Here is a 17,601-nt window from a genome sequence, read left to right as displayed (position 1 = left end):
GTGCCATGAAGGTCGGGGCCGTCATCATCACCATGGGCAACCGCCCCGACGAACTGCGTGCCCTGCTCGACTCCGTCGCCAAGCAGGACGGCGACCCGGTCGAGGTCGTCGTCGTCGGCAACGGCTCGCCCGTCCCGGACGTCCCCGAGGGCGTCCGCACCATCGAGCTGCCCGAGAACCTCGGCATCCCCGGTGGCCGCAACGTCGGCATCGAGGCCTTCGGCCCGGCCGGCCGCGACGTCGACATCCTGCTCTTCCTCGACGACGACGGGCTGCTCGCGCACCACGACACCGCCGAACTGTGCCGCAAGGCGTTCGAGGCCGACCCGGAGCTCGGCATCGTCAGCTTCCGCATCGCCGACCCCGACACCGGCGTCACCCAGCGCCGGCACGTGCCCCGGCTGCGCGCCTCCGACCCGATGCGCTCCTCCCGGGTCACCACCTTCCTCGGCGGCGCCAACGCCGTCCGCACCCGTGTCCTGGCCGACGTCGGCGGCCTCCCGGACGAGTTCTTCTACGCCCACGAGGAGACCGACCTCGCCTGGCGCGCCCTGGACGCCGGCTGGATGATCGACTACCGGTCCGACATGGTGCTGTACCACCCGACGACCGCTCCCTCGCGGCACGCGGTGTACCACCGCATGGTCGCCCGCAACCGCGTCTGGCTGGCCCGCCGCAACCTGCCCGCCCTCCTCGTCCCGGTGTACCTGGGCGTGTGGCTGCTGCTCACCCTGCTGCGCCGCCCCTCGCGGCCGGCACTGCGGGCCTGGTTCGGCGGATTCCGCGAGGGCTGGACCACCCCCTGCGGGCCCCGCCGTCCGATGAAGTGGCGTACGGTGTGGCGGCTGACCCGGCTGGGCAGGCCCCCGGTCATCTGACAGGCTCGTGTCCGGGACCGCCCCGGGAGTGTCGAAGGGGCCGTACTCTGGCCCCGGCTCAAGCAGGCCCGCACAGGCCGCCTATCCCGAAGACGAAAGTTTCCACTAGTGAGTGAGACAACGCACGACGCCGCGGTCGCGCTGAGCGCGCCCGCGGCGCCCGACGAGGGCCTCACGGCGAAGGAGCTCGCCGCCAAGTACGGGCTGAGCGTGAGCGGCGCCCGGCCCTCGCTGCTGGAGTACGTACGTCAGCTCTGGGACCGGCGGCACTTCATCCTCGCCTTCTCGCGGGCGAAGCTGACCGCCCAGTACAGCCAGGCCAAGCTCGGCCAGCTGTGGCAGGTGGCCACGCCGCTGCTGAACGCGGCCGTGTACTTCTTCATCTTCGGCCTGCTGCTGGAGGCCGACCGGGGCATGTCGCGCGAGGTCTACATCCCGTTCCTCGTCACGGGCGTGTTCGTGTTCACCTTCACGCAGAGCTCGGTGATGGCGGGTGTGCGCGCCATCTCCGGCAACCTCGGCCTGGTCCGCGCCCTGCACTTCCCGCGGGCGTCCCTGCCGATCTCCTTCGCCCTGCAGCAGCTCCAGCAGCTGCTGTTCTCGATGATCGTGCTGTTCGCCGTCGCGGTCGGCTTCGGCCACTACCCGGACCTGTCCTGGCTGCTGATCGTGCCGGTGCTGGTCCTGCAGTTCTGCTTCAACACCGGCCTTGCGCTGATCATGGCCAGGGCCGGCGCCAAGACCCCGGACCTCGCGCAGCTGATGCCCTTCGTGATGCGGACCTGGATGTACGCGTCGGGCGTGATGTTCTCCATCCCGATCTTCCTGGCGGACAAGCCGTCCTGGATCGCCAACGTCCTGCAGTGGAACCCGGCCGCGATCTACATGGACCTGATGCGCTTCGCCCTGATCGACGACTACGGCGCGCAGTACCTGCCCGACCACGTGTGGGCGGTCGCGGCCGGCTGGGCCGTGCTGTTCGCCGTCGGCGGCTTCGTGTACTTCTGGAAGGCGGAGGAGAGGTACGGCCGTGGCTGACCAGCAGGACGCACGGGTCCCCACCGTGATCGCCGACGATCTGCACATCGTCTACCGCGTCAACGGCGCGAAGTCCGGCAAGGGCAGTGCCACCGCCGCCCTCAGCCGCATCCTCAAGCGGGGCTCCGACGACACGGCGCGCGGCGTGCGCAAGGTGCACGCCGTGCGCGGGGTCTCCTTCGTCGCCTACCGCGGCGAGGCCATCGGCCTGATCGGCTCCAACGGCTCCGGCAAGTCCACGCTGCTGCGCGCCATCGCCGGGCTGCTCCCCGCCGAGCAGGGCAAGGTCTACACCGACGGCCAGCCCTCGCTGCTCGGCGTCAACGCAGCCCTGATGAACGACCTCACCGGCGAGCGCAACGTCATATTGGGCGGCCTCGCCATGGGTATGTCCCGCGAGGAGATCAAGGAGCGCTACCAGGACATCGTCGACTTCTCCGGCATCAACGAGAAGGGCGACTTCATCACCCTGCCGATGCGCACCTACTCCTCCGGCATGGCGGCCCGGCTCCGCTTCTCCATCGCCGCGGCCAAGGACCACGACGTCCTGATGATCGACGAGGCCCTCGCCACCGGCGACCGCAAGTTCCAGAAGCGCTCCGAGGACCGGATCCGGGAACTGCGCAAGGAGGCGGGCACCGTCTTCCTGGTCAGCCACAACAACAAGTCCATCCGCGACACCTGCAACCGCGTCCTGTGGCTGGAGCGCGGCGAGCTGCGCATGGACGGCCCGACCGACGAGGTGCTCAAGGAGTACGAGAAGTTCACGGGCAAGTGACGCGATCCGGCCAGGGCCCCGCGGAACTGTTCCGGCGGGGCCCGGCGTCTGCAAAGGAAGCGTCAACTCCCGCCCATGACGGGAATCTTGGGGCCGATCGGTGTGTTTCCGTGGAGTGCGGGCCACCCTGACGAACCGTGCCGTGTTGTACAACGTAAGCTGTACCGGTCCCGAAACACGGCAATCAGGGCAATAATGCGCGACACCGCCCGTCGGAGGACCGTGCGGACGGCCGGGCGGCGTGTCCGAAATAGTGCGTATTGGGTCGGCAGTGTAGAACGGGAGATGTGACGGCGATGGCTACGGAAACTCCCCAGCTCCACGCAGCACGTGCCGTCCCCGCACCGGGCAGCCGGCGGTGACGGGAACCGGCACGGCGCGCACCCCCGACCCGGAGCGCGCCACCCTCGACAAGGCCGCGGGTGAGAACTTCCCCGTGGCCCCCTTCTTCCTGCCCCGGGCCTGGCGCACCGACCTCATGGCCGTCTACGGCTTCGCCCGTCTGGTCGACGACATCGGCGACGGCGACCTCGCCCCCGGCGGTGCCGACGCCCGGCTGCTCGGCGTGTCCCCGCGAGACGCCGAGGACCGGCTCGTCCTGCTCGACGCCTTCGAGGCGGACCTGCGCAGGGTCTTCGACTCCACCCCCCGTCACCCCCTGCTGCGCCGGCTGCAGCCGACCGTGCGCCGGCGCGCGCTGACCCCCGAGCCGTTCCTCGACCTGATCGCCGCCAACCGCCAGGACCAGCTGGTCAGCCGCTACGAGACCTACGACGACCTGCTCGCCTACTGCAGGCTGTCCGCCGATCCGGTCGGCCGGCTCGTCCTCTCCGTCACCGGCACCTCGACGCCCGAGCGGATCCGCCGCTCCGACATGATCTGCACCGCCCTGCAGATCGTCGAGCACCTCCAGGACGTGGCCGAGGACCTCCGTCGCGACCGCGTGTACCTGCCCGCCACCGACCTGAAGCGCTTCCACGTCCAGGAGGAGGACCTCGCCGCCGCGAGCGCCGGGGCGTCGGTCCGCGCGCTGGTGGCGTACGAGGCGCAGCGCGCCCGCGACCTCCTGGACGAGGGAGCGCCCCTGGTGGGCAGCGTCCACGGCAGGCTGAGGCTGCTGCTCGCGGGTTTCGTGGCGGGGGGCAGGGCGGCACTGCGGGCGATCGCCGCCGCCGACTTCGACGTACTTCCCGGCCCGCCCGAGCCCGGCAAGCTGCAGGTGCTGCGCGAGGCGGGCGTGATCCTGCGAGGAGAGGGGTGATCCGGACCGTGGAATCCGACCCACGCACGTCCGCACCGGTACTCGCCGCCTACAGCTACTGCGAGGCCGTCACCGGGCGGCAGGCCCGCAACTTCGCCTACGGCATCCGCCTGCTGCCGACGCCCCAGCGCCGCGCCATGTCGGCGCTCTACGCGTTCTCGCGGCGCGTCGACGACATCGGCGACGGCCCGCTCGCCGGCGAGGTCAAGGTGGCCCGGCTGGAGGAGACGCGAGCGCTGCTCACCCGGATCCGCGAGGGCGGGGTCGGCGAGGACGACACCGACCCGGTCGCCGTCGCCCTCACGCACGCCGCCTCGCACTTCCCGATCCCGCTGGGCGGCCTGGACGAGCTGATCGACGGCGTCCAGATGGACGTCCGCGGCGAGACGTACGAGACCTGGGACGATCTGAAGGTCTACTGCCGCTGTGTGGCCGGCGCCATCGGACGGCTGTCGCTGGGCGTCTTCGGCACCGAACCGGGGGCGCGTGGCGTCGACCGCGCGCCGGAATACGCCGACACGCTCGGTCTCGCGCTCCAGCTCACCAACATCCTCCGCGACGTCCGCGAGGACGCCGAGGGCGGACGCACCTACCTGCCCGCCGACGACCTCGCCAAGTTCGGCTGCTCCGCCGGTTTCAGCGGGCCCCGGCCGCCCGAGGGCTCGGACTTCGCGGGGCTCGTGCACTTCGAGGTGCGCCGGGCCCGCGCCCTGTTCGCCGAGGGCTACCGGCTGCTGCCCATGCTCGACCGGCGCAGCGGCGCCTGCGTCGCCGCCATGGCCGGCATCTACCGCCGCCTCCTGGACCGCATCGAGCGCGACCCGGAGGCGGTGCTGCGCGGCCGGGTCTCCCTGCCGGGGCGCGAGAAGGCGTACGTGGCCGTGCGCGGTCTGTCGGGTCTCGACGCCCGGCACGTCACGCGACGGGCCGTCAGGAGGCGGGTGTGAGCGGGGAAGGAGCCGCCGCCGACGCGAAACGGCGGGCAACCCTCCGGCCCGGGGGTGCGTCCCTGACACAGACGGCCTCCCGCGCGGGCATCGCGCGGCCCGGCCGCCGCGCGGGGGAGGGGGTGCGATGACCCACGGCACGCGGTCCCACGGACCGGCCGCGGACGGACGGCACGCCGTCGTGGTGGGCGGCGGGCTCGCCGGTGTCACCACCGCGCTCGCCCTCGCCGACGCCGGCGTGCGCGTCACACTGCTGGAGGGCAGGCCCCGGCTGGGCGGCCTGGCCTTCTCCTTCCGGCGCGACGGCCTGACCGTCGACAACGGACAGCACGTCTACCTGCGCTGCTGCACCGCCTACCGCTGGTTCCTCGACCGCATCGAGGGCGCGGCCCTGGCCCCGTTGCAGCACCGGCTCGACGTACCCGTCCTGGACGCCGACCGCCCCGAGGGCCGGCGGCTGGGCAGGCTGCGGCGCGACGCCCTGCCCGTGCCGCTGCACCTGGGCCGCAGCCTCGCCACCTATCCGCACCTCTCGCTCGCCGAACGCGCCAGGGTCGGCCGCGCCGCGCTCGCCCTGAAGAACCTCGACCCGGCCGACCCGGCGCTGGACGCGCAGGACTTCGGCAGCTGGCTGGCCGCGCACGGCCAGTCGGCCCGCGCCGTCGAGGCGCTGTGGGACCTGGTCGGGGTCGCCACCCTCAACGCCGTCGCCGCCGACTCCTCCCTGGCCCTGGCCGCCATGGTGTTCAGGACGGGCCTGCTGTCCGACCCGGGCGCGGCCGACATCGGCTGGGCGAGCGTCCCGCTCGGCGACCTCCACGACGGGCTGGCCCGCAAGGCCCTCGACTCCGCCGGCGTGCGCACCGAACTGCGCACCCGCGTCACCTCCGTCGCCGCCCGGCCGGACGGCCGCTGGGACGTCGAGATCCCCGGCGAGGGGCTCGACGCCGACGCGGTGGTGCTCGCCGTACCGCAGCGCGAGGCGCACGGGCTGCTGCCCGAAGGCGCCCTGGACGCCCCCGAGCGGCTCCTGCAGATCGGCACCGCACCCATCCTCAACGTCCACGTGGTGTACGACCGCAGGGTGCTCACCCGGCCCTTCTTCACCGCCCTGGGCAGCCCCGTGCAGTGGGTGTTCGACCGGACCGCTGCGTCGGGGCTGCGCGAGGGCCAGTACCTCGCCGTGTCCCAGTCGGCCGCACAGGACGAGATCGACGCGCCCGTGGCGGTGCTGCGCGAGCGGTACCTGCCCGAGCTGGAGCGGCTGCTGCCGCGGGCCCGGGGCGCGGCGGTGAGGGACTTCTTCGTCACCCGGGAGCGGACCGCGACGTTCGCTCCCACCCCCGGCGTCGGGCGCCTCAGGCCCGGTGCCCGCACCAAGGCACCCGGCCTGTACCTGGCCGGAGCGTGGACCGCCACCGGGTGGCCCGCGACCATGGAGAGTGCGGTCCGCAGCGGCGTGAGCGCGGCGGACGCCGTGCTGGGCGCCCTGGGCCGGCCCCGCCCGCAGCACCTCTTCGCGTTCGAGGAGGCGGCGTGATGCTCGCTCGGCACGACGCGGCAGGCGGCCCCCGCACCTCCGGCACCGCAACAAGAGGAGAGACTGTGCCCACTGTGCCCCCGGCCTCGAGGACTGCCGAGGCGGTGGACGTGACCGCGCTGCTGGAGCGCGGCCGGACCCTGGCCACTCCGGTACTGCGGGCGGCCGTCGACCGCCTGGCCCCTCCCATGGACACTGTTGCCGCCTACCACTTCGGCTGGATCGACGCCCAGGGCAGGCCCGCGGACGGCGACGGCGGCAAGGCCGTGCGCCCCGCCCTCGCCGTGCTGTCCGCCGAGGTCATGTCCGCGGCCCCCGAGACGGGCGTCCCCGGCGCCGTCGCCGTGGAGCTCGTCCACAACTTCTCCCTCCTCCACGACGACCTCATGGACGGCGACGAGCAGCGCCGCCACCGCGACACGGTCTGGAAGGTGCACGGCCCCGCCCAGGCGATCCTGGTGGGCGACGCCCTGTTCGCCCTGGCCAACGAGGTGCTGCTGGAACTCGGCACCGTCGAGGCCGGCCGCGCCACCCGCCGTCTGACCACCGCCACCCGCGCCCTGATCGACGGCCAGGCCCAGGACATCTCCTACGAGCACCGCGACCGCGTCAGCGTCGAGGAGTGCCTGGAGATGGAGGGCAACAAGACCGGCGCCCTGCTCGCCTGCGCCAGCTCCATCGGCGCGGTCCTCGGCGGCGCCGACGACCGCACCGCCGACACCCTGGAGAAGTACGGCTACCACCTCGGCCTCGCCTTCCAGGCCGTCGACGACCTCCTCGGCATCTGGGGCGACCCCGACGCCACCGGGAAGCAGACCTGGAGCGACCTGCGCCAGCGCAAGAAGTCGCTGCCCGTGGTGGCCGCGCTCGCTGCGGGCGGCCCCGCCTCCGAGCGGCTCGGCGAACTGCTCGCCGCCGACGCCAAGGCCAGCGACTTCGCGCACTTCTCCGAGGAGGAGTTCGCGGCCCGCGCCGCCCTGATCGAGGAGGCCGGCGGCCGCGAGTGGACCGCCGGTGAGGCACGCCGCCAGCACACCATCGCCATCGAGGCCCTCGACGCCGTCGACATGCCCGACCGGGTGCGGGAGCAGTTCACGGCGCTCGCGGACTTCGTCGTCGTACGAAAGAGATGATCACTATCGGCCGAATAACCCTCGCGTAGTCGCCGGCCGGTGCCGCGAGCAGCACCCAGGTACCGGCCGACGGCGGACCCACAGCAGATGCACACCTTGCAGGACTGCACGAAGGGGAAGCCATGACAGCGACGACCGACGGAAGCTTCGGGGCCCTGCCACCCCGCGCCGCCGCGGCCAGCGACACCGACACGCACACCCCCGGGGCGGCCGGGGTACCGCAGGCCGCCGCACGCGCCGCCCGGCGCGCCACCGACCACCTGCTCTCCCGCCAGGACCCCCAGGGCTGGTGGAAGGGCGACCTCGAGACCAACGTCACGATGGACGCCGAGGACCTGCTGCTGCGCCAGTTCCTCGGCATCCGCGACGAGAGGACCACGCAGGCCGCCGCCCTGTTCATCCGCGGCGAGCAGCGCGCGGACGGCACCTGGTCCACCTTCCACGGCGGGCCGGGCGAACTCTCCGCCACCGTCGAGGCCTACGTCGCGCTGCGCCTCGCCGGCGACGCACCCGACGCCCCGCACATGGCACGGGCCGCCGCCTGGGTCCGCGCGCAGGGCGGCATCGCCGCGGCCCGGGTCTTCACCCGCATCTGGCTGGCCCTGTTCGGCTGGTGGAAGTGGGAGGACCTGCCCGAACTCCCGCCGGAGCTCCTCTTCCTCCCCAAGTGGATGCCGCTCAACATCTACGACTTCGGCTGCTGGGCCCGGCAGACCATCGTCCCGCTGACGGTGGTCTCCGCGAAGCGCCCGGTGCGCCCCGCACCCTTCCCGCTCGACGAGCTGCACACCGACCCGGCGCACCCGAACCCCCTCAAGCCCTTCGCGCCGCCGCTGAGTTGGGACGGCGCCTTCCAGCGCATGGACCGGGCCCTGCACGCCCTGCGCAAGGTCGCGCCGCGGAGTCTGCGCCGGGCGGCCATGAACAGCGCCGCCCGCTGGATCATCGAGCGGCAGGAGAACGACGGCTGCTGGGGCGGCATCCAGCCCCCGGCCGTGTACTCGATCATCGCCCTGCACCTGCTCGGCTACGACCTGGAGCACCCGGTCATGCGGGAAGGGCTCGCCTCCCTGGACCGGTTCGCCGTGTGGCGCGAGGACGGGGCCCGCATGATCGAGGCGTGCCAGTCGCCGGTCTGGGACACGTGCCTGGCCGCCATCGCGCTCGTGGACGCCGGACTGCCCGCCGACCACCCGCAGTTGGTGAAGGCGGCCGACTGGATGCTGGGCGAGGAGATCGTCCGGCCCGGCGACTGGTCCGTGCGGCGGCCCGGACTGCCGCCCGGCGGCTGGGCGTTCGAGTTCCACAACGACAACTACCCCGACATCGACGACACCGCCGAGGTGATCCTGGCGCTGCGCCGGATCGACCACCACGATCCGCGGCGGCTGGACCGGGCCGTCGGGCGCGGGGTGCGCTGGACGCTCGGCATGCAGTCCAGGAACGGCGCGTGGGGCGCCTTCGATGCCGACAACACCAGCCCGCTGCCCAACCGGCTGCCGTTCTGCGACTTCGGCGAGGTCGTCGACCCGCCCTCCGCCGACGTCACCGCGCACGTCGTGGAGATGCTCGCCGTCGAAGGGCTCTCCCACGACCCGCGCACCCGGCGCGGTGTGGAGTGGCTGCTGGCCGAACAGGAGCCGGACGGCTCGTGGTTCGGGCGCTGGGGCGTCAACTACGTCTACGGCACCGGATCGGTCGTCCCCGCCCTGACCGCCGCCGGTCTGCCCGCCGCGCACCCGGCGATCCGGCGGGCCGTGGGCTGGCTGGAGTCCGTGCAGAACGACGACGGCGGCTGGGGCGAGGACCTGCGCTCCTACCGGGACCCCGCGCGGTGGAGCGGCCGGGGCGCCTCCACCGCCTCCCAGACCGCCTGGGCGCTGATGGCGCTGCTCGCGGCGGGGGAGCGCGACTCCCGCGCCGTGGAACGCGGCGTCGAGTGGCTCGCCGCCACCCAGCGCGAGGACGGCTCCTGGGACGAGCCGTACTTCACGGGGACGGGCTTCCCGTGGGACTTCTCCATCAACTACCACCTCTACCGGCAGGTGTTCCCGCTCACCGCGCTCGGCCGGTACCTCCACGGGGAGCCCTTCGCGGACCGGCTCCGGATGATCGGGACGGCGGGGGACGCCGGCGACTACCGGCTCGCCGCCGAGGCCGACTGATGGGCACCCCGTCCGCCCCCGGCCCGCTGCTGATCGCCTGCGCGCTCGGCATCGAGCAGTTCGCCCTGCGCGCGGGCGGCCGGGGCGGGGCCGGCGGGCCGGTCACCGTGGTGCGCACCGGGATGGGACCGGCGGCGGCCGAGCGGGCCGTCACACGGATGCTCGCCGACCCGGCCCTCGCCGGCGCCGCCGTGCTCGCCACCGGCTTCTGCGCCGGGCTGGCACCCGGCATGCATCCCGGTGACCTCGTCGTCGCCGAGGAGACCCGCGACCCGCGCGCCACGACCGCCTGCGTGGGGACCGGCCTGCTGGTGAAGGCCCTGGCCCGCGCCGTACCGGGCAGGACCGTGCACACCGGTCCGCTCACCGGCTCCGACCACGTCGTCCGCGGCCCCGAGCGCTCCGCGCTGCGCGCCACCGGTGCGATCGCCGTCGACATGGAGTCCGCCGCCACGCTCCTGAGCGCCGTGCGCGGCGGCGAGCGCCCGGTTGCGGCCGTCCGGGTGGTCGTGGACGCTCCTGAACATGAACTCGTCCGGATCGGCACGGTGCGCGGTGGAATATCAGCTTTCCGTGTTCTTCGTTCGGTCCTTCCCGCTTTCTTCGAATGGCACCGTTCCTTGCTGCTCCCCAGGAGGTGAGCCAGATGGCCATGCCGCTCCGACAGTCCATCAAGGTCGCTACGTACTTGGCTGAACAGAAGCTGCGCCGCAGGGACAAGTTCCCGCTGATCGTGGAGCTGGAGCCGCTGTACGCCTGCAACCTCAAGTGCGAGGGATGCGGCAAGATCCAGCACCCCGCCGGAGTGCTCAAGCAGCGGATGCCGGTCGCCCAGGCCGTGGGCGCCGTCATGGAGTCCGGTGCCCCGATGGTCTCCATCGCCGGCGGCGAACCGCTGATGCACCCGCAGATCGACGAGATCGTGCGCCAGCTGGTGGCCAGGCGCAAGTACGTGTTCCTCTGCACCAACGCCATGCTGCTGCGCAAGAAGATGGACAAGTTCACGCCGTCCCCCTACTTCGCCTTCGCGGTGCACATCGACGGACTGCGCGAGCGGCACGACGAGTCCGTGGCGAAGGAGGGCGTGTTCGACGAGGCCGTGGAGGCGATCAAGGAGGCCAAGCGGCGCGGCTTCCGGGTCACCACCAACTCGACCTTCTTCAACACCGACACCCCGCAGACGATCATCGAGGTACTGAACTTCCTCAACGACGACCTCGAGGTCGACGAGATGATGATCTCGCCCGCCTACGCCTACGAGAAGGCCCCCGACCAGGAGCACTTCCTCGGCGTCGAGCAGACCCGCGAGCTGTTCAGGAAGGCCTTCGCGGGCGGCAACCGGCGGCGCTGGCGGCTCAACCACTCCCCGCTCTTCCTGGACTTCCTGGAAGGCAAGGTCGACTTCCCCTGCACGGCATGGGCGATCCCGAACTACTCGCTCTTCGGCTGGCAGCGCCCCTGCTACCTGATGAGCGACGGCTACGTGCCGACGTACCGGGAACTGGTGGAGGACACCGACTGGGACAAGTACGGCCGCGGCAAGGACCCGCGCTGCGCCAACTGCATGGCGCACTGCGGCTACGAGCCCACCGCCGTCCTGGCCACCATGGGATCCCTCAAGGAGTCGCTGCGCGCCCTGCGCGAGACGGTCTCCGCGAACCGGGAGTGAGGACGTGACCGCCGTCCCGCTGGGCGTGCCCGAGGTGCCGGCCCGGCCGGTCGCACCCCGGCGCGCCTCGCGCCTGCTCCATGTCGGCCCGGTGGCCGTCGGCGGCGGGGCCCCGGTGTCGGTGCAGTCGATGACGACGACCCGCACCGCCGACATCGGCGCCACGCTGCAGCAGATCGCCGAGCTCACCGCCTCGGGCTGCCAGATCGTCCGGGTCGCCTGCCCCACGCAGGACGACGCGGACGCTCTGGCGGTCATCGCCCGCAAGTCGCAGATCCCGGTGATCGCCGACATCCACTTCCAGCCCAAGTACGTCTTCGCGGCCATCGAGGCCGGCTGCGCGGCCGTCCGGGTCAACCCCGGCAACATCAAGCAGTTCGACGACCGGGTCGGGGAGATCGCCCGGGCCGCCGAGGACCACGGCACGCCGATCCGGATCGGTGTCAACGCCGGATCGCTGGACCGCAGGCTGCTCCGGAAGCACGGCAGGGCCACCCCGGAGGCGCTCGTGGAGAGCGCCCTGTGGGAGGCGTCCCTGTTCGAGGAGCACGGCTTCCGCGACCTGAAGATCTCCGTCAAGCACAACGACCCGGTCGTGATGATCGAGGCCTACCGGCAGCTCGCCGAGCAGTGCGACTACCCGCTGCACCTGGGCGTGACCGAGGCGGGACCGGCGTTCCAGGGCACGGTCAAGTCGGCCGTGGCGTTCGGGGCGCTGCTGTCCCAGGGCATCGGCGACACCATCCGGGTGTCGCTGTCGGCGCCGCCCGCCGAGGAGGTCAAGGTCGGCATCCAGATCCTGCAGTCGCTGGGGCTCAGGGAACGCCGGCTGGAGATCGTCTCCTGCCCCTCCTGCGGACGCGCCCAGGTCGACGTGTACAAGCTCGCCGAGGAGGTCACCGCCGGGCTGGAGGGCATGGAGGTGCCGCTGCGCGTCGCCGTCATGGGCTGCGTGGTCAACGGACCCGGCGAGGCACGGGAGGCCGACCTGGGCGTGGCCTCCGGCAACGGCAAGGGGCAGATCTTCGTCAAGGGCGAGGTCGTCAGGACCGTCCCCGAGTCGAAGATCGTCGAGACGCTGATCGACGAGGCGACGAGACTCGCCGCGCAGATGGAGCAGGACGGCGTGGGGCCGGGGGAGCCCGCCGTCACCGTGAGCTGAGCAGCACGGAAACCGAAGGGGGCCCGAGCGTGACGATTCTGGAGAGCATCCGGGGACCAGGCGACCTGAAGGCGCTGTCCGAAGCGGACCTGGGTGAACTGGCCGGGGAGATCCGGGAGTTCCTGGTGCACGCGGTCGCCAGGACCGGAGGCCACCTGGGCCCCAACCTGGGCGTGGTGGAGCTGACCCTGGCCCTGCACCGGGTCTTCGAGTCGCCGGCCGACCGCATCCTGTGGGACACCGGCCACCAGGCCTACGTCCACAAGCTGGTCACCGGCCGGCAGGACTTCTCCAAACTGCGCGGCAAGGGCGGCCTGTCCGGCTACCCCTCGCGGGAGGAGTCCGAGCACGACGTCATCGAGAACAGCCACGCCTCCACCGCGCTCGGCTGGGCCGACGGACTCGCCAAGGCACGCCAGGTGCGGGGCGGGACGGGGCACGTCGTCGCGGTCGTCGGCGACGGCGCCCTCACCGGCGGCATGGCCTGGGAGGCCCTCAACAACATCGCGGCCGCCGGCGACCGTCCGCTGATCATCGTCGTCAACGACAACGAGCGCTCCTACGCCCCCACCATCGGCGGGCTCGCCGACCACCTCGCCACCCTGCGCACCACCGACGGCTACGAGCAGGTCCTGGCCTGGGGCAAGGACCTGCTCCAGGGCACACCCCTGGTCGGCGGCGCCCTCTACGAGGCCCTGCACGGCGCGAAGAAGGGCTTCAAGGACGCCTTCGCCCCGCAGGGCCTGTTCGAGGACCTGGGCCTGAAGTACGTCGGCCCGGTCGACGGGCACGACATCGCGGCCGTCGAGTCCGCCCTGCGCCGCGCCGGGCGCTTCCACGGACCGGTCCTCGTGCACTGCCTCACCGAGAAGGGGCGCGGCTACGGGCCCGCCCTCGCCCACGAGGAGGACCACTTCCACACCGTCGGCGTCATGGACCCGCTGACCTGCGCCCCGCTCTCCCCGGCGGGCGGCCCCTCCTGGACGTCCGTGTTCGGCGAGGAGATGCTGCGGATCGGCGAGGAACGGGACGACGTGGTGGCGATCACCGCCGCCATGCTGCACCCGGTCGGCCTCGGCGCGTTCGCCGAGCGGTTCCCTGACCGGGTGTGGGACGTCGGCATCGCCGAGCAGCACGCGGCCGTCTCCGCGGCCGGCCTGGCGACCGGGGGACTGCACCCGGTCGTCGCCGTCTACGCCACCTTCCTCAACCGCGCCTTCGACCAGCTGCTGATGGACGTGGCCCTGCACCGCTGCGGGGTGACCTTCGTGCTGGACCGGGCCGGGGTCACCGGCGTCGACGGGGCCTCGCACAACGGCATGTGGGACCTGTCCGTCCTGCAGGTCGTGCCCGGGCTGCGCATCGCCGCGCCCCGGGACGCCGACCAGCTGCGCGCCCAGTTGCGGGAGGCCGTCGCCGTGGACGACGCGCCGACCCTCATCCGCTTCCCCAAGGAGTCCGTGGGGAAGCGCGTCCCGGCGATCGACCGGGTGGGCGGGACGGACGTCCTGCACCGCGTCCCGGACCCGCGGGTGCTGCTGGTGGCGGTCGGCGTGATGGCGCCGGTCTGCCTCCGGGCCGCCAAGCTGCTGGAGGACCGCGGCATCGGCTGCACCGTCGTCGACCCCCGCTGGGTCAAGCCCGTGGACCCCGCGCTGCCCGCCCTGGCCGCCGAGCACCGCATGGTGGCCGTCGTCGAGGACAACAGCAGGGCCGCCGGAGTGGGTTCGGCCGTGGCGCTGGCCCTCGGGGACGCCGACGTCGACGTGCCCGTGCGGCGGTTCGGCATCCCCGAGCAGTTCCTCGCGCACGCCAAGCGGGCCGAGGTCCTGGCCGACATCGGCCTGACCCCCGTCGAGATCGCCGGACGGATCAGCGCGAGCCTGACCGCCGGGCAAGAGCACTCCAAGGAGTCACAGGAATGACCACCGCCGAATCCGCGTCGGAGTCGTCGCAGGCCGGGGGCTTCGACCTCGCCGCCCTGCTGGCCGAGCGCGGGGCCGAGCGCTACGAGCTGCACAGCCGGCACCTCAACCACCAGCTCCCGCGCATGCTGCACACCATCGGCTTCGACAAGGTCTACGAGCGCGCCGAGGGCGCCTACTTCTACGACGCGGACGGCAACGACTACCTGGACATGCTCGCCGGGTTTGGGGTGATGGGGCTCGGCCGCCACCACCCCGTCGTCCGCAAGGCGCTGCACGACGTGCTGGACGCCTCCCTCGCCGACCTCACCCGCTTCGACTGCCAGCCGCTGCCCGGCCTGCTGGCCGAGAAGCTGCTCGCGCACAGCCCGCACCTGGACCGGGTGTTCTTCGGCAACAGCGGCACCGAGGCGGTCGAGGGCGCGCTGAAGTTCGCCCGGTTCGTCACCGGCAGGCCCAGGGTCCTGTACTGCGCGCACGCCTTCCACGGGCTGACCACCGGCTCCCTGTCCGTCAACGGCGAGCCCGCCTTCCGCGACGGTTTCGCCCCGCTGCTGCCCGACACGGCCGTACCGCTCGGCGACCTCGACGCGCTGGAGCGGGAGCTGCGCAAGGGGGACGTCGCCGCCCTGATCGTGGAGCCGATCCAGGGCAAGGGCGTGCTGGAGGGGCCGCCCGGCTGGATGCGGGCCGCGCAGGACCTGCTCCACCGGCACAAGGCCCTGCTCATCGCCGACGAGGTGCAGACGGGACTCGGGCGCACCGGCGACTTCTACGGCTACCAGCACGAGGACGGCGTGGAGCCGGACCTGGTGTGCGTGGCCAAGGCGCTGTCCGGCGGCTACGTGCCCGTCGGCGCCACCCTCGGCAAGGACTGGATCTTCAGGAAGGTCTATTCGTCCATGGACCGGGTGCTGGTCCACTCGGCGAGCTTCGGCTCCAACGCCCAGGCGATGGCGGCCGGCCTGGCCGTGCTGTCGGTGATGGAGAACGAGCAGATCGTCGCCGGCGTCCGGGCCACCGGTGAGCGGCTGCGCTCCCGGCTCGCGGCGCTGACGGACCGGTACGAGATGCTCGCCGAGGTGCGCGGCCGGGGGCTGATGATCGGCATCGAGTTCGGCCGTCCGAAGTCGCTGAAGCTGCGCAGCCGCTGGACGATGCTGCAGGCGGCGCGCAAGGGGCTGTTCGCGCAGATGGTCGTGGTGCCGCTGCTGCAGAAGCACCGGATCCTCACCCAGGTCTCCGGCGACCACATGGAGGTGATCAAGCTGATCCCGCCGCTGATCATCGGGGAGCGGGAGGTGGACCGGTTCGTCGAGGCGTTCACGGCCGTGATGGACGACGCCCACGACGGCGGACTGGTGTGGGACTTCGGCAAGACCCTCGTCAAGCAGGCGGTCGCCAACCGCTGAACCCGGTGCTTTTGCCTGGGAGGCAAGAAATTTGCCGCAGAGGCAAAGGTCCGGCTGAATGGAGGCATGAGCTCCTCCGAGAGCGAGCGGCCCCCCGGGGCCGGCTCGCCGGCCGACCAGGCACCCGACGCCCTGCCGGCCGTGGTCGCGCCCCAGCTGCGGGCACTGCGGCGGCAGGCCTCCCTGACGCTGGAGGCCGCGGCGCGTGCCGCCGGGCTGTCGCCCGCGCACCTGTCCCGACTGGAGACCGGCCGGCGCCAGCCCTCGCTGCCGATGCTGCTGGCTCTCGCCCGCATCTACGGTACGACGGTCTCCGAACTGCTCGGCGAGACGGTCGCCGAACGGGACTCCGTCATCCGCGCCGCCGACATGGAACCCACCGCCGCGGGCGGCTGGACCTACTGGCAGGCCGGCGCGCCCGGCCGCGGGATGCAGGCGCTGCGCGTCCACGTCCCCCACGGCTCCCAGGGCGACATCGTGCGCGTCCATCCCGGGGAGGAGTGGCTGCACGTGCTGCGGGGCCGGCTGCGGCTGCGCCTCGCGGACACCGTGCACCGCCTGGGGCCCGGCGACAGCGCCCACTTCGACTCGCTGACCCCGCACCGCATCGCCGCCGAGGACCACGACGGCGTCGATCTGCTCTTCGTCCACACCCTGCTGCAGAGCCCGACGGCCGCCCTGTGCCTGGGCCCCAACCCTGGAGACCTGACATGAGCGACTTCGAGGAGAAGTTCCCCCGGGCCCTGTGGGTGCGCCTGCTGGTCTACCTCATCCTCGGGCACGTCTTCGCCGCGTTCATCTACCTGCTGTTCGAGGTCGGGGCCAAGTAGGCCCGGTCCGGGGCCTCAGTCCAGGAGCCGCTCGCGCAGCCGCTCCCGGGTCCGCGGGGTGAGCCCGAGGCCCTGTTCCAGATAGGCGTCGACGCCGCCCCAGGTCTCCTCGATGGTCGTGAAGGCGGCCGTCAGGTACTCGGCGCGGGCGTCGAAGAGGGGGCTGAGCAGCTCCATGACCTCGGGGGAGTAGGCCGAGGCGTGCGAGCTGCTGCGGTGGACCTTGTAGCGGCGGTGCTTGGCGTTCGACTTCAGGTAGTCGTCGACGATCGCCTCCCGCTCGACGCCCACCGCCAGCAGCGTCACCGCCACCGACAGGCCCGCGCGGTCCTTGCCCGCCGCGCAGTGCATGAGTGCGGGCACGCTGTCCTCGGCCAGGGCGTGCAGCACGCGCGAGTGCTCGGCGGTGCGGTCCTTGATGATCGACCGGTACGAGGCGATCATCCGGGCCGCGCCCTTGCCGTCGGCGAGGATCGCGCGCAGCTGGTCCAGGTCGCCGTCGCGGACCATCCTCCAGAACTCGGCGCCGTCGGCCGGGTCGCTCAGGGGCAGGTTCACGTTGCGCACGCCCGGCAGCGTGACGTCCGGCCCTTCGAGCTTCTGGTCGGCCGCGTTGCGGAAGTCGAAGATCGTGTGCAGGCCCAGGGCCGTCAGGAAGGCGGCGTCCTCGCCGGTCGCGTGGGCGAGGTGGCCGCTGCGGAACAGCACGCCCTGGCGCACCCGCCGGCCGTCCACGGTCGGCAGTCCGCCGACATCGCGGAAGTTGCGCACTCCGGTCAGCTCCGGCTCGGTCGACGGGACCTGCTGCGTCACGAGGGCTCCTCCCCATCGGTGCCGCCGCCGCGGCTCGCCGGCGGGCACGA

17 protein-coding genes are annotated in these 17,601 nt (G+C 72.5%); 16 read left to right on the top strand and 1 reads right to left on the bottom strand.

Features of this window, described 5'->3' with window-relative positions:
- Window positions 1-5 precede the first annotated feature (5 nt).
- The 16 genes from ACFYWG_RS05040 (at window position 6) to ACFYWG_RS04965 (ending at window position 16,738) form a co-directional block, all read left to right on the top strand.
- Window positions 6-878 carry a glycosyltransferase family 2 protein gene (locus ACFYWG_RS05040; protein ID WP_383504966.1) on the top strand — a complete coding sequence of 291 codons (873 nt, stop codon included), beginning with the start codon at window positions 6-8 and terminating at the stop codon, window positions 876-878.
- 108 nt (window positions 879-986) lie between these two features.
- Window positions 987-1,916 carry an ABC transporter permease gene (locus ACFYWG_RS05035; protein ID WP_383504932.1) on the top strand — a complete coding sequence of 310 codons (930 nt, stop codon included), beginning with the start codon at window positions 987-989 and terminating at the stop codon, window positions 1,914-1,916.
- Window positions 1,909-2,694 (top strand): ABC transporter ATP-binding protein, encoded by a 786-nt coding sequence (locus tag ACFYWG_RS05030; RefSeq protein ID WP_383504929.1) that lies wholly within the window; start codon window positions 1,909-1,911, stop codon window positions 2,692-2,694. The genes ACFYWG_RS05035 and ACFYWG_RS05030 overlap by 8 nt, the downstream gene beginning before the upstream one ends.
- Before the next feature lie 358 nt (window positions 2,695-3,052).
- Window positions 3,053-3,955: a squalene synthase HpnC gene (gene hpnC, locus ACFYWG_RS05025; RefSeq protein ID WP_385421394.1), complete on the top strand. Its 903-nt coding sequence runs from the start codon at window positions 3,053-3,055 to the stop codon at window positions 3,953-3,955.
- Window positions 3,952-4,902: a presqualene diphosphate synthase HpnD gene (hpnD, locus tag ACFYWG_RS05020; RefSeq protein ID WP_376324524.1), complete on the top strand. Its 951-nt coding sequence runs from the start codon at window positions 3,952-3,954 to the stop codon at window positions 4,900-4,902. Before hpnC ends, hpnD begins: the two co-directional genes overlap by 4 nt.
- Window positions 4,899-5,033, top strand: coding sequence for a DUF6380 family protein (locus ACFYWG_RS05015; protein WP_385421397.1), 135 nt, complete (start codon window positions 4,899-4,901; stop codon window positions 5,031-5,033). Before hpnD ends, ACFYWG_RS05015 begins: the two co-directional genes overlap by 4 nt.
- On the top strand, window positions 5,030-6,442 hold the full coding sequence (gene hpnE / locus ACFYWG_RS05010; protein WP_383504917.1) for a hydroxysqualene dehydroxylase HpnE: 1,413 nt from the start codon (window positions 5,030-5,032) through the stop codon (window positions 6,440-6,442). The genes ACFYWG_RS05015 and hpnE overlap by 4 nt, the downstream gene beginning before the upstream one ends.
- Window positions 6,443-6,507: 65 nt before the next feature.
- On the top strand, window positions 6,508-7,575 hold the full coding sequence (locus ACFYWG_RS05005) for a polyprenyl synthetase family protein (RefSeq protein ID WP_376324532.1): 1,068 nt from the start codon (window positions 6,508-6,510) through the stop codon (window positions 7,573-7,575).
- A 122-nt stretch (window positions 7,576-7,697) separates the two neighbouring features.
- A complete protein-coding gene (shc, locus tag ACFYWG_RS05000) occupies window positions 7,698-9,740 on the top strand; it encodes a squalene--hopene cyclase (protein ID WP_383504913.1) in 2,043 nt (680 codons plus the stop codon).
- Window positions 9,740-10,381, top strand: coding sequence for a 1-hydroxy-2-methyl-2-butenyl 4-diphosphate reductase (locus ACFYWG_RS04995; protein ID WP_385421401.1), 642 nt, complete (start codon window positions 9,740-9,742; stop codon window positions 10,379-10,381). The genes shc and ACFYWG_RS04995 overlap by 1 nt, the downstream gene beginning before the upstream one ends.
- A 5-nt stretch (window positions 10,382-10,386) precedes the next feature.
- On the top strand, window positions 10,387-11,409 hold the full coding sequence (gene hpnH / locus ACFYWG_RS04990) for an adenosyl-hopene transferase HpnH (protein WP_385421403.1): 1,023 nt from the start codon (window positions 10,387-10,389) through the stop codon (window positions 11,407-11,409).
- Window positions 11,410-11,413: 4 nt separating this feature from the next.
- Window positions 11,414-12,571, top strand: a complete 1,158-nt coding sequence (gene ispG / locus ACFYWG_RS04985; protein WP_389199327.1) for a flavodoxin-dependent (E)-4-hydroxy-3-methylbut-2-enyl-diphosphate synthase — start codon at window positions 11,414-11,416, stop codon at window positions 12,569-12,571.
- A 29-nt stretch (window positions 12,572-12,600) separates the two neighbouring features.
- A complete protein-coding gene (gene dxs / locus ACFYWG_RS04980; protein WP_389199325.1) occupies window positions 12,601-14,496 on the top strand; it encodes a 1-deoxy-D-xylulose-5-phosphate synthase in 1,896 nt (631 codons plus the stop codon).
- On the top strand, window positions 14,493-15,908 hold the full coding sequence (locus tag ACFYWG_RS04975; RefSeq protein ID WP_385421409.1) for an aspartate aminotransferase family protein: 1,416 nt from the start codon (window positions 14,493-14,495) through the stop codon (window positions 15,906-15,908). The genes dxs and ACFYWG_RS04975 overlap by 4 nt, the downstream gene beginning before the upstream one ends.
- Before the next feature lie 66 nt (window positions 15,909-15,974).
- Window positions 15,975-16,622, top strand: coding sequence for a helix-turn-helix domain-containing protein (locus tag ACFYWG_RS04970; RefSeq protein WP_383504894.1), 648 nt, complete (start codon window positions 15,975-15,977; stop codon window positions 16,620-16,622).
- Window positions 16,619-16,738 carry a DUF6126 family protein gene (locus ACFYWG_RS04965; RefSeq protein ID WP_376324553.1) on the top strand — a complete coding sequence of 40 codons (120 nt, stop codon included), beginning with the start codon at window positions 16,619-16,621 and terminating at the stop codon, window positions 16,736-16,738. Before ACFYWG_RS04970 ends, ACFYWG_RS04965 begins: the two co-directional genes overlap by 4 nt.
- Window positions 16,739-16,753: 15 nt before the next feature.
- Here ACFYWG_RS04965 and ACFYWG_RS04960 read toward each other — a convergent pair whose 3' ends face one another.
- Entirely contained in the window at window positions 16,754-17,551 is a 798-nt protein-coding gene (locus tag ACFYWG_RS04960; protein ID WP_383504890.1) for a tyrosine-protein phosphatase, read from the bottom strand.
- Window positions 17,552-17,601 lie beyond the last annotated feature (50 nt).

This window comes from Streptomyces sp. NPDC003456, from assembly GCF_042878735.1.
Taxonomy (GTDB): domain Bacteria; phylum Actinomycetota; class Actinomycetes; order Streptomycetales; family Streptomycetaceae; genus Streptomyces.
This window is presented reverse-complemented; position numbering and strand designations above follow the sequence as displayed.